Annotated in this window: 9 protein-coding genes; 5 read left to right on the top strand and 4 right to left on the bottom strand. The window is 68.3% G+C overall.

Annotation, left to right across the window (positions count from 1 at the left end):
• Positions 1–34: 34 nt before the first annotated feature.
• The gene (locus tag LOK44_RS08030; RefSeq protein WP_237569451.1) at positions 35–1,459 is read left to right on the top strand and encodes an ADP-ribosylglycohydrolase family protein; all 1,425 of its coding nucleotides are present in this window, start codon (positions 35–37) and stop codon (positions 1,457–1,459) included.
• A 1-nt stretch (position 1,460) separates the two neighbouring features.
• Here LOK44_RS08030 and LOK44_RS08025 read toward each other — a convergent pair whose 3' ends face one another.
• Both LOK44_RS08025 and LOK44_RS08020 read right to left on the bottom strand, forming a co-directional pair.
• Complete coding sequence (locus LOK44_RS08025) at positions 1,461–3,455, bottom strand: YhgE/Pip domain-containing protein (RefSeq protein ID WP_237569790.1); 1,995 nt, start codon at positions 3,453–3,455, stop codon at positions 1,461–1,463.
• Between the two features lie 14 nt (positions 3,456–3,469).
• Complete coding sequence (locus LOK44_RS08020) at positions 3,470–4,186, bottom strand: ATP-binding cassette domain-containing protein (protein WP_237569450.1); 717 nt, start codon at positions 4,184–4,186, stop codon at positions 3,470–3,472.
• 127 nt (positions 4,187–4,313) lie between these two features.
• Between LOK44_RS08020 and LOK44_RS08015 the strand changes: the two genes are divergently transcribed.
• Both LOK44_RS08015 and LOK44_RS08010 read left to right on the top strand, forming a co-directional pair.
• On the top strand, positions 4,314–5,006 hold the full coding sequence (locus LOK44_RS08015) for a hypothetical protein (RefSeq protein ID WP_237569449.1): 693 nt from the start codon (positions 4,314–4,316) through the stop codon (positions 5,004–5,006).
• Positions 5,007–5,197: 191 nt separating this feature from the next.
• Positions 5,198–6,922 (top strand): HNH endonuclease signature motif containing protein, encoded by a 1,725-nt coding sequence (locus LOK44_RS08010; protein WP_237569448.1) that lies wholly within the window; start codon positions 5,198–5,200, stop codon positions 6,920–6,922.
• On the opposite strand, the gene LOK44_RS08005 is transcribed toward LOK44_RS08010, so the two are convergent.
• On the bottom strand, positions 6,843–7,391 hold the full coding sequence (locus LOK44_RS08005; protein WP_237569447.1) for a TetR/AcrR family transcriptional regulator: 549 nt from the start codon (positions 7,389–7,391) through the stop codon (positions 6,843–6,845). The genes LOK44_RS08010 and LOK44_RS08005 overlap by 80 nt on opposite strands.
• 100 nt (positions 7,392–7,491) lie before the next feature.
• Here LOK44_RS08005 and LOK44_RS08000 point away from each other — a divergent pair, with 100 nt between their 5' ends.
• Positions 7,492–8,646, top strand: coding sequence for an FAD-dependent oxidoreductase (locus LOK44_RS08000; protein WP_237569446.1), 1,155 nt, complete (start codon positions 7,492–7,494; stop codon positions 8,644–8,646).
• A 24-nt stretch (positions 8,647–8,670) separates the two neighbouring features.
• The gene (locus LOK44_RS07995) at positions 8,671–10,071 is read left to right on the top strand and encodes an NAD(P)-binding protein (RefSeq protein ID WP_237569445.1); all 1,401 of its coding nucleotides are present in this window, start codon (positions 8,671–8,673) and stop codon (positions 10,069–10,071) included.
• Here the strand turns inward: LOK44_RS07995 and LOK44_RS07990 are convergent.
• The gene (locus LOK44_RS07990; protein WP_237569789.1) at positions 10,060–11,682 is read right to left on the bottom strand and encodes an AMP-binding protein; all 1,623 of its coding nucleotides are present in this window, start codon (positions 11,680–11,682) and stop codon (positions 10,060–10,062) included. The genes LOK44_RS07995 and LOK44_RS07990 overlap by 12 nt on opposite strands.
• Positions 11,683–11,692: the final 10 nt, after the last annotated feature.

Genomic DNA, 11,692 nt, shown 5'->3' with positions numbered 1-11,692 from the left:
TTCGCGCAAAGTAGTTCTCGGGGAGGAGAACGGTATGAATCTATCAACAGCACAACTGGATCGGGCGTGCGGCGTCCTGCTGGCCACGGCGGCGGGTGACGCGCTCGGGGCGCCGTATGAGTTCGAGCCGCCGCGCGGCCCCGATCTGGAGGTCGCCATGGTGGGCGGCGGCGCGTTCGGATGGAGCCCAGGCGAGTGGACCGACGACACCTCGATGGCACTGGCGATCGCAGAAGTGGCCGCGACGGGCGCCGACTTGCGCGACGAGCCGGCGCAGACCGCGATCGTCACGCGGTGGTACGACTGGTCACTGACCGCGACCGATGTGGGCAACCAGACCCGCAGTGTCCTGGGCGCCACCGGTCGCGCCGGCGTCTCGGCCGCCAACGCGCTGGCCGCGTCTCGGCTGCTGCACGAGCGCACCGGTCACACCGCAGGCAACGGATCGCTGATGCGGACCGCGCCCGTCGCACTGGCCCACCTCGACGACGAGGACGCGTTGGTCGACGCCGCACGAACCATCAGCGAGCTGACCCACTTCGATCCCGACGCCGCCGAGGCGTGCGTGCTCTGGTGCCTGGCGATCCGGCATGCCGTGCTGACGGGTGATCTCGACGTGCGCACCGGGCTGAATCGCCTGCCCACGGACCGGCGGGATCTCTGGGCCGGACGCCTGGACGTGGCGGAGGCGTCGGTGCCGTCGTCGTTCCGGCGCAACGGCTGGGTGGTGGAGGCTTTGCAGGCGGCATGGTCGGCGATCGCGACCACGCCGGTGCCCGCCGACGACCCGGCGGCGGGCGTCTTCGCAGCGGATCACCTGCGGCTGGCGCTCGACGCCGCGGTGCGGTCGGGCAACGACACCGACACCGTCGCGGCGATCGCCGGTGGACTGCTGGGGGCGAGGTGGGGCGCGTCTGCTGTACCGGGTACGTGGCGCAGGCTGCTTCACGGCTGGCCGGGTCTCCACGCGCGTGGCCTGGTATCGCTGGCAACGCGGATCGTGGGGGCCGACCGCCCCTTCGAGAACTACGTCGTGCCGATGACCCCGTCGCCCCACCCGCACGACGACGGGGTGTGGTTGGGCGATCTGGAGACGCTGCGGGCGCTTCCGGACGGCGTGGACGCCGTCGTCTCGCTGTGCCGGGTGAACGACCGGGAGCTGGCACACGGCGTCGAGCAAATCGACGTCCGCCTGATCGACGTCGTGGGCGCCAACGCGCATCTGGACTTCGTGCTGCTCGACACGGTGCGTTTGGTCGAGACGCTGCGGGCCGAGGGTCGGACCGTCCTGCTGCACTGCGTAGCGGCGCACAGCCGGACCCCCGCGGTCGCCGCGCTGTACGGCGCGCGCCAGGCCGGGATTAGAGGGCGAGATGCCCTGGCGGCGGTGTGCGACGTGCTGCCGGATGCGTACCCGAACTGGGACTTCCGCGACGCGCTCGACCGTCTCGCACCGTGACTCACACCTCGATCGGCGGATGTAGGCGCTGCATCGTGTACTGCCGGTTTCGTCTTGCCGCCCAGGAACTGGCGGCGAGCGAGGCTGCCAGTAAGCCCACGAGTACGGCGATCGCGATCCACAGCCGCGAGTCGATGCCACCGACGGTCAACTGACGCAATCCGTTGACCGCGTAGGTCATGGGGTCGAACGGGTGGATGATCTGGAACGGCTTGGCAGTGGTCTCGACCGGATAGATCCCGCCCGCCGACACCAGCTGCAGCATCAAGAAGGCCAGTGTGATCACCCGGCCGACGGCGACGCCGAAGACCGCGTTGAACATCTGGATGAGCGCGAGGAACGTGGCGGCGACCAAACTCAAGAACGCCACCGTCGCAACCGGATACTTGGCGTTCAGCCCGACACCGAAGTGCACCACGACGTACATGACCAGCACCTGGCAGGCGACGATCACCAAACCCGGCCAGTAGGACGCCAGCACGACGCGCAGCGCTCCAAGTCCGTTGACGATGGGGCGGCTCTGTAGCGGCGTCAACAGCATCCACACGATCAAGGCCCCGATGAAGAGCGCCAATGGCAGGAAGAACGGTGCGAAGCCGGTGCCGAAGGTGGGCGCCGGGTTGTCGTTGACCTGTTCGAGGGCAACCGGCGCGGACAGCGTGTGGGCCACCTGGGTGCGCTGCGCGGGTGTCCACGACGGCACCTGCGTCGACCCCTCGCGTAGTTTGGTCGCGAGTTCCCGGCTGCCGGCTTCGAGTCGGTCGGTACCGTCTGCGAGTTGGCCTGCGCCCTGGGAGATCCGGTCGCCACCGGCGGCGAGTTGCACCAGGCCGGAGTTCAGTTGCTTGGCCCCGGTGTTGAGCTGATCGACGCCGTTGCGCAGCGCCACGACGTCGGCGCGCAATCCCCCGTTCAGTGCGCGCGTCAGGAACGTGCGCAGCGTGCTGTTCGGGTCACCCAGTTCGTTCTCGAGGTCGGTTGCACTGTCGCGCAGCCGAATCAGTCCAGCGTCGGTGGTCGGGTCGACGCCTTGGGACTGCAGTAGCCCCTGGGCGCCGGCGAGGAACTCGCCGGTGTCCCGCACCGCCGGGTCCGGATTGTTGCGAAGGAAGCCGACTGCCTGGTTGACGATCGCCGCGGCTTGGGCCTGGTCGACGTTGAGGGCGGCGATGCGGTCGGTGGTGGACCGCACGGCACCGCTCAGCCGCTGCGCGGCCTGGCCCACCCGGTCGGGGTCGAGCCGTAGGTCGCCGACCCGGTCCAGAACGTCGATCAGGGGGTCGATGGCCGTGTCGACGGCAGTGTCGAGTCGTTGTGTGCCCGCGGCGAGTTGAGCGGATCCGTCGCGGGCGGTGTCGAGTCCGGTGGCGAGGGCGCGGGATCCGGTAGCCAATTCTCGAGCGCCGTCGTTCGCGGTGGTGATGCCCGTCGCGAGTTGGTCGGCACCGTCGGCGGCCTGCACCAGACCGGCGCCCGCGTCGGTGAGGCCGGTCAGCACGGTGCCCACGGTGCGTTGGCCGATGCTGGCGTTGACCTGATTGAGCACCTCGCGCGAGGCGTTCTGGCCGATGACCGTGGCGAGGTAGTTGTTGGCGTCGTTGAAAGTGAACCGGATCTTGGCCTGCTGGGGGTCACCGCCGGACGGGGATGCGACGTCGGCGCTGAAGTCCTCGGGCAGCGTGATCGAGAAGTAGTAGTCGCCGGATGCGACACCCTTGGCGGCCTCGGCGGCTGACGTCTGGTGGAGGTCGAGCTGGCCCGACTTCATTAGCGCCGACGCCACCTGGTCACCGGCCTGCAGCAGCTCGCCCTGCGCTTGGACGCCGCGGTCCTCGTTGACGAGCGCGACGGGCACCTTGTCCACCTCGGAGAAGGGGTTCCAGAACGCCCACAGGTACATCGCGCCGTAGAGCAGGGGCATGAGGACGACGGTGATGATGGCGATGCGGGGCAGGGCGCCGCGGGAGTACCGCTTGACGTCGGTGCCCAGTGACATTCCGGCGAGCACGGCTACTTCGCACCCTTCTGCTCGACCGCGAGTTCAGCGGCGGTGGTGTTGGCGACGGGGATCAGCAGGCACGGGCGGTCGTCGGGCAGCGGGTTCGAGGAGCTCGTGACTATGGTTTGCCGGGTGCCGAGGTGGACGAGGCGGTCGAGCAGCAACGCGCGTTCGCGGTCGTCGGCGACGGAGTCCAGACTGCCGACGACCAACAGCCGCGGTGTGGTGGTGTCGGCGAGCGCGATGCGGAGCAGGATGGCGTCGAGTTCACCGAGCTGTTCGACGAACTGGTCGAGGTGCGGTAGCGGTAGGTCGCCGAACACCGGTGCGCAGACCCGCCTCAGGTCCGCGTCATCGGCGCGGCGGATCAGCTTGTACCAGGCGGCATTCCACCTCAGCTGTTCGGTCAGCAGGTCACGGACGGTGACCGATTCCGGGACGGTGTCGATCTCGTCGACGCCGGCGAGCGCGGCCAGCTTGAACACCTCGCGTGCGCGGGTCGCGCCGAGGACGGTCAGCGTGCCGTCGTTGGGGCTCATCCGTCCTGCGAGCGTCATGAGCAGCGCGGTGCGTCCGGTGCCTGGCGGGCAGATCAACACCGTCACGCCGCCGTCCGGGACCTCGAGGTCGACGGGCCCGTACACCGGACCCCACGGTCCGCTGACCCGAATGCCGCGCGCTGTGATGGCGGGCGGTGCCGCCGGCTCGTCGGCGGGGCTGACCACCATCTGACTCCTTCGCGTGAGCTGACCGGTCAATCTCAGCACAGCGACGGTGTCCCCGTACTGTGTCGATGAATTGGTCACGCCGCCAAAATCTTTGGGACGGCCGTCACAGGCGTGGCATCCTGGCACGGTGGAATCCCTGCTGCACTTCGCCGGCAACTTCTGGTGGCTGATCTTCCCCCTGGGCGGGGTGATCGGCGGCGGGGTCAAGGCGGTCGCCGCAGCAAACGAGCGGCGGGCCGAGCGCAGGCTCGAGCGCTACCGGATCAAGCAGCAGACCAAGATCGCGGTCGCCGAGGCTTCGGGACGGGCCCGGATCGACGAGGTGTCGGCGCGCCGGGAGATGACCAGGGTGCTCGCACGTCACGACGACGTCGACGCCCGCTGGCTCGACTACGAGATGGACGTGGCGAAGCTGCTCGACTTCCCATTGATGACCGACATGCGGGATCCGTTGACGGCGGCGTTCCACGGGGCGCGCAGCCGGGCCGATCTGCTGCGTCCGGTGTCGGTGGACGAGGTGATCGGCGACCGCGACGCCCAGGCTGAGTATCGCGATGCGGTGCACGACTATGCCGTCGCGTTCGAGGTGGCCGAGGCAGAGGCGATCCGGCGGCGGCGCAGCGACTTCTCCGCCGACGACCGGGATCGGTTGGCACGGGCGCAGAGCCTGTTGCGGGTGGCGTCTGACGGCTCGGCGACCGTGCAGGAGCGGCAGAACGCGTATGGGAAGGCGCAGCGGGAACTCGATGGGCTGATCGTCTTGCCCGCGGTGACGCGCAAGGCGTTGGAGCGGTCCGTGGCAGGCGAGTTGGAGGCCTGAGGGTTCGGGTCGTGGAGGGCCCGCACTCTTGCGCCCGCGACGTCTCGTCCCGGTCGGGGCACTACACCGAGGGTCCGACAATCGGCACGATGCTCGGTCGAGTCATCCCCAGTGCTGACTTCTTCCACAGCCTGGTCAAGGCTGCTTTTTGGTGCGGACTTGTGTCGTACCGGGGTAGTAGGTTCGAAGGTATGTTCGAAGAGTTCGGGACGGCCTTTCGAGCCACCGGCACGGTGGCTGAGTGGGCCCGCGTGGAGGCTGCAGCCACCGCCCGCCGGCTCGCGGCGATGGTCGTTCTCTTGGATCAGGCCTACGCCGCGGACGGGTCCGCCGACCGCGAGCAGTGGTACCTCGACAACTGGGGTGCGGTCTCCGCGGAGATCGGCGCCGAGCAGAACATCACCCAGGGCGCGGCGTCGCATCAGCTATTGATCGCGACGGCCCTGCGGGATCGGTTGCCCCACGTGGCGGCCTTGTTCGCCGACGGGCTGGTGTCCTACCGCGTGGTGGCGGCCATCACTGCCCGCACCGCCCTGGTCCGCGATCGCGACGCGCAGCGCGCAATCGACAAGGCCTTCGCCGACGTGCTGACCGCGTGGGCGCCGCTATCGGAGGACAAGCTGAACAACGCCATCGACGCGATCGTCGCCGAACACGACCCGCACGGGGTGTACCGCACGAAGCTCACGGCCAAGGGCCGCAGCATTCAGTTCGACTACGACGGCTCCGGCATGGCCACGATGTTCGGCACCCTGTTCGCCACCCACGGCAAGGCCGTCGAGAAGCGGTTGAATGTCCTGGCTCGGACCGTGTGCCCGGGCGATCCGCGGACGGTCGAGCAGCGCCGCGCCGACTCGATCCACTCCGTTCTTCACGGCTTGGACTACCTGCCGTGCCTGTGCGGAAGCGACGACTGCCCCGGACCCACCACAGCCCCGAAGGGCGATGCGGTGGTCTATGTCGTGGTCAATGAGGACACCCTCGACGACACCAGTGCTACAGCCGATGCTCAGGACGCCGCACTCGACGGCGAACCAGACCCGCTATTCGACAAGCCACTGTCGGAGATCACCACGTGGGATGAGCTGGGTGGCAACACCAACGACGCCGACGACGTCGATGACTTAGCCGCCGAGGGCCCCGACGTTCATGTCGAGGACGAAGCCGACGCGCCGGCCGAACCGGATTCGGTAGGCGAACCTGGTGGAGCAACCACCCTCACAAATCGCGAGCAGCCCGCCACGCGCCCCGGCGCGATCCTCGGTGGACCGTTCCTGCCCGGCGCGCTGGCCCGCCGCTTTGCCCTCACCGCCAAGGTCCGCAAGATCATCCACCCCGGCGACAGTCCACCCGAACCCCGCTACACCCCATCGCGCCGGCTGGCGGAGTTCGTGCGCTGTCGAGACCTCACCTGCCGCTTCCCCGGCTGCTCGCAACCCGCCACCGAGACCGACATCGACCACACCATCGCGTGGCCGATCGGCCCCACCTGCGCATCGAACCTCAAATGCCTATGCCGTCGACATCACTTGTTGAAAACGTTCTGGGGCGGACCCAACGGCTGGCGAGACCGACAGCTGCCGGACGGGACCATCATCTGGACCTCACCACACGGCCGGACCTACATCACCGAGCCGGGCAGCAAGCTGCTCTTCCCCAGCCTCTGCGTGCCCACCGCACCAGTCACGATCACCGCTGACGAAGCCGAACGAGCACGCGCGCAATACAACCCAGGCCTCACCATGCCCCGCCGAAAATGCACCCGCACCCAAGGCCGCGCACAACGCATCACCGATGACCGCCGACTCAACCAGGCGGAAGCAGAGCAAGAGGCCGCTAGCTCACGTCCTCCGTGGCATAACGCTGGAGCGTCGGACCCAGCCACGCAACGAGTTCCGCCCGACTCATCGCGGTGACCGGAGGAATGCGCAAGACGAAGCGGCACAGCGCCATTCCCAAGACCTGGGTAGCGATGAGGCCGGCGCGGCGCGGCGCATCGTCGGGCACCAGCTTCGCGATGGCGGGCAACAGTTGGCCGGCGAAGATGTCCGCCATGCGCTGTGCCGCATCGGCATTCGTGGTCGCCGACCGCAGCAGGACCACCAGCGCGTCGTCGTCCTCCCAGCGCGCCAGGAAGTGCGACACCATCGCGGCGCCCAGGTCCGACGGCGGCAGGTCGGACAAATCGGGGAAGCGCAGGTCGAACTCCGCCGCCGCGGCGAACAGCTGCTCCTTGTTGCCGAAGTAGCGCATCACCATCGAGGGGTCGATGTTGGCGTCGGCCGCAATCGCGCGGATGGTCGCCGCCTCGTACCCGGACTCGGCGAAGCGCTCCCTGGCCGCGGCCAGGATCACGGCCTTCGTCTGATCCGCCTTCGCTCCCATGCGAACGACTGTATGCCAACAACCGTTGACTTTCTCCGAACCGCGGCGCATGCTGAAAAAGTCAACACGCGTTGGCATAGCGGCCAGCAGAGGAGCGACCATGACCGGCACGACAGCCCGAGACGCCCACATCACCGACGTCCTCGTCGTCGGCGCCGGCCCCACCGGGCTGGCGCTGACCGCTGCGCTACTCCGCCACGGCGTGCGCGTCGTCCTCGTCGACAAGCAGGCCGAAGGCGCCAACACCTCCCGCGCCGCAGGCATCAACGCCCGCACCCTCGAGGTGCTCGAGGGCATCGACGTCACGCGCCGCCTGCTCAAGGAGGGCATCGAAGCCCCGCGCTTCACCATCCGCGACGGCGCCAAGACCCTGCTCACCGTCGACTTCAGCGGCCTCATCACCGCCTACCCGTTCACGCTCCTGGCCCCGCAATCCACCACCGAACGCCTACTGCTCGACCGCGTCCGCGAACTGGGCGGCGACGTCCACCGCGCCAAGACCCTCGCCTCGCTGACCCAGGACACCGACGGCGTCACGGCGACCTTCGCCAACGGCGAGACCGTCCGGGCGCGCTACGTCGTCGGCGCCGACGGCATGCACAGCACCGTCCGCGAGCAGGCCGACATCGGCTTCCGCGGCGGCTGCTACGAACACTCCTTCGTCCTCGCCGACGTCCGCCTCACCGGCGACGCTCCCACCGACGAAGTCCGGCTGTTCTGGGCCGCCGAGGGCCTCACCGTCGTCGCACCTCTACCCGACGGGTCGTTCCGGATCGTCGCGCCCGTCGACGACGCCCCCGAGCAGCCATCCCGCGCCTTCATCCAGACGCTGCTCGACGCTCGCGGCCCCGGCGGACTGGCCGTCACCGACGTCACCTGGGGCTCGCGATTCCGCATTCACCACCGCGTTGCCGACGCCTACCGCGCGCGCCGCATCCTGCTCGCCGGCGACGCCGCCCACGTGCACAGCCCCGCAGGCGGTCAGGGCATGAACCTCGGCATCCAGGACGCCGTCGTCCTCGCCGACGCCCTGGCCGCAGCCGTCAGCGGGGACCCCGCGCTGCTCGACCGGTACGACACCACCCGCCACCCCATCGCCCACCAGGTCGTGGAACTGACCGACCGCCTCACCCGGCTCGCCACCCTGCCCCGCCCACTGCGTCCACTGCGCAACGTCGTGCTCGGCATCGTCGGCCGCATACCCGCCGCGCAGCGGGCGCTGGCGTCCCGGCTGTCGGGTCTCGTCTACCGCTGAGAACCGGGCTGGCAAACTGACACGATGCAAACGATCGAGGCGGACTACCTCGTCGTGGGCGCCGGTGCGATGGGCATGGCCTTCGCCGACACGTTGATCGCCGAGACGGACGCCACCGTCGTCATCGTCGACCGCAACGACCAGCCCGGCGGCCACTGGCTCAGCGCCTACCCCTACGTGCGCCTACACCAGCCGTCGGCCTACTACGGCGTGAACTCCCGCACGCTCGGCACCGACTCCATCGACGCCAGCGGGTGGAACCAGGGTTTCTACGAACTCGCCGGCGGCAGCGAAGTCGTCGCCTACTACGACACCGTCATGCGCCAGCACCTGCTGCCCAGCGGCCGGGTGTCGTACTTCCCGATGAGCGAGTTCCTCGGCACCGACGACGACGGCGCCGGCCTCGTCCGCACCCTCGGCGGCGAGGACCACCGCGTGGTCGCACGGCGCCGGATCGTCAACGCCACCTACCTCAGCGTCGTCGTGCCGTCGATGCGTCCACCGCTCTACGACGTGTCCCCCGACGTCACCTGCATCCCACCCAACGGCCTCCCCCGCCGGCCGGTCCACGACCAGTACGTCATCGTCGGGGCGGGCAAGACCTCGATGGACACCGGCCTGTGGCTGCTGCGCCACGGCATCACGCCCGACCGCATCACCTGGATCAAGCCCCGCGACTCCTGGCTCCTCGACCGCGCCGCCGTGCAACCCGGCACGCAGTTCGCGCGACGCGTGCTGGCCGACTTCTCCGCGCAGTCGCGTGCCATCAAGAAGGCCACCTCGATCGACGACCTCTACCTCCAACTCGAGGCGTTGGGCTGTCTGCTGCGCATCGACCAGACCGTCGAGCCGACGATGTACCGCTGCGCGATCGTCTCCCAGGGTGAGCTGGAGAACCTGCGCCGTATCACCAACGTCGTCCGGATGGGCTACGTCGAGTCGATCGATCCGGGCCGAATCACGCTGCAGCACGGCACGATCGACACCGCGCCCGACACCCTGTACCTCGACTGCACCGGTGACGGCATCGGACAGCGCGAGCCCACCGCCGTCTTCTCCCCCGGTGCCATCACGCTGCAGTCGGTGCGTACGTGCCAGCCGGCGTTCAGCGCGGCCGTCATCGCCCGCGTCGAGTCGATGGACGCCGACGACGACGTGAAGAACGACTACTGCGAACCCGTGCCGCATCCCACGAAGCCGATCGACTGGATCACCATGACGGTCGCCTTCAACCACAACCAGCTGCGTTGGTTCACCGACCCCGAGCTGATGCACTGGCTCAACCGCGCCCGCCTCAATGCCGTCAGCCACATGCAGACCGACGACGACGACGCCCGCAAGGGCGCAGAGATGATCGGGCCGCGACTGAAGGCCGCCAACGAGAAACTGGCCGAACTACTCGCCGAGGCCGAGCTATCCGTCTGAGAGACCGAGCATCTCGACGCTGCGCTCACGCATCTCGACCTTGCGGATCTTGCCGGTGACCGTCATCGGGAACTCGTCGACCAGCTGCACGTAGCGCGGAATCTTGTAGTGGGCCAACCTGTCCTCGGCGAATTCGCGCAACCCTGCGGCATCCAGTGGCGTCGTGCCCGGCTTCATCCGGATCCAGGCGCAGATCTCCTCGCCGTACTTCGCGTCGGGCACGCCGATCACCTGAGCGTCCTCGATGTCGGGATGGGTGTAGAGGAACTCCTCGATCTCCCGCGGGTAGACGTTCTCACCGCCGCGGATCACCATGTCCTTGATGCGGCCGACGACGTTGCAGTAGCCGTCCTCGCGCATCACCGCGAGATCACCGGTGTGCATCCACCCGTCGGAATCGATTGCCTGAGCGGTCTTCTCGGGCTCGTCCCAGTAGCCGAGCATGACCGAGTACCCGCGCGTGCAGAACTCCCCCGGCTCGCCGCGTTCCACGGTGGCGCCGGTTTCCGGGTCGACGACCTTGATCTCCACGTGCGGATGGGCGCGGCCTATCGACGACGTGCGGCGCTCCAGATCGTCGTCGATGAGCGTCTGGCACGACACCGGCGAGGTCTCGGTCATTCCGTAGGCGATGGCCACCTCGGACATGTTCATGTCGTTGACGCAGTGCTTCATCACCTCGACGGGACACACCGCCCCGGCCATGATGCCCGTCCGCAACGTCGACAGATCGCGTCGAGAGAAGTCGGGATGATTCTGCATCGCGATGAACATCGTCGGCACGCCGTAGACACCCGTGCACCGCTCCGACTCGACCACTTCGAGCGTCACCCCCGGATCGAAACCCGGTGCGGGGATGACCATCGTCGCCCCGTGCGACGTGCAGCCCAGGTTGCCCATCACCATGCCGAAGCAGTGGTAGAACGGCACCGGGATGCACAGCCGGTCTGATGGACCGAGCTTGATCAGTTCCGTCGTGAAGTAGCCGTTGTTCAGGATGTTGCGGTGCGACAGCGTCGCACCCTTGGGAAAGCCCGTCGTGCCCGACGTGTACTGGATGTTGATCGCCTCGGTGTTGACCAATCCTGCCATCCGCAAGGTCAATTCATCCGCGGACACATCGGCGGCGCGCTCCCGCAACCCCGACCAGTCGTCGGTGCCGAAGAAGACCACCTCCGTCAGCGACGGCACGTCGCCGCGGACCTCGTCGACCATCGCCACGTAGTCCGACGTCTTGAACTCCCGTGCCGCGATGAGCATCCGTACACCGGACTGGTTGAGCACGTACGCCAACTCGTGCGTGCGGTAGGCGGGGTTCACGTTGACCAGGATCGCGCCGATCTTGGCGGTCGCGTACTGGACGATGGTCCACTCGGCCCGGTTGGGCGCCCAGATGCCCACCCGGTCACCCTTGGCGATTCCGACCGCCATCAAACCCCGTGCAACGACGTCGATCTCGGCGTTCAGCTCCTCGTAGGTGTAGCGCAACCCCTGCGCCACGTCGACGAGTGCGTCGACGTGCGGGCGCTTGGCGACGGTGCGTTCGAAGTTGGCCCCGATCGTCTCTTCGAGGATCGGGACGTCGGTCGGTCCTGCGTCATATGCCTCCACCCGATCCCCC

Origin of the sequence: Mycolicibacterium lacusdiani (genome assembly GCF_021916785.1) — a bacterium.
Taxonomy (GTDB): domain Bacteria; phylum Actinomycetota; class Actinomycetes; order Mycobacteriales; family Mycobacteriaceae; genus Mycobacterium; species Mycobacterium lacusdiani.
Note: the sequence above shows the minus strand (reverse complement) of the source record. Positions and strands in the feature narration are given on the sequence as shown.

What these genes read in the sequence shown, in the direction of transcription:
- LOK44_RS08000 (WP_237569446.1), top strand. Translation starts at nt 7,492, where the DNA reads ATGACCGGCACGACAGCCCGAGACGCCCACATCACCGACGTCCTCGTC.
- LOK44_RS08020 (WP_237569450.1), bottom strand. Translation starts at nt 4,186, where the DNA reads ATGGTGGTCAGCCCCGCCGACGAGCCGGCGGCACCGCCCGCCATCACA.
- LOK44_RS08005 (WP_237569447.1), bottom strand. Translation starts at nt 7,391, where the DNA reads ATGGGAGCGAAGGCGGATCAGACGAAGGCCGTGATCCTGGCCGCGGCC.
- LOK44_RS08030 (WP_237569451.1), top strand. Translation starts at nt 35, where the DNA reads ATGAATCTATCAACAGCACAACTGGATCGGGCGTGCGGCGTCCTGCTG.
- LOK44_RS08010 (WP_237569448.1), top strand. Translation starts at nt 5,198, where the DNA reads ATGTTCGAAGAGTTCGGGACGGCCTTTCGAGCCACCGGCACGGTGGCT.
- LOK44_RS08025 (WP_237569790.1), bottom strand. Translation starts at nt 3,455, where the DNA reads ATGTCACTGGGCACCGACGTCAAGCGGTACTCCCGCGGCGCCCTGCCC.
- LOK44_RS07995 (WP_237569445.1), top strand. Translation starts at nt 8,671, where the DNA reads ATGCAAACGATCGAGGCGGACTACCTCGTCGTGGGCGCCGGTGCGATG.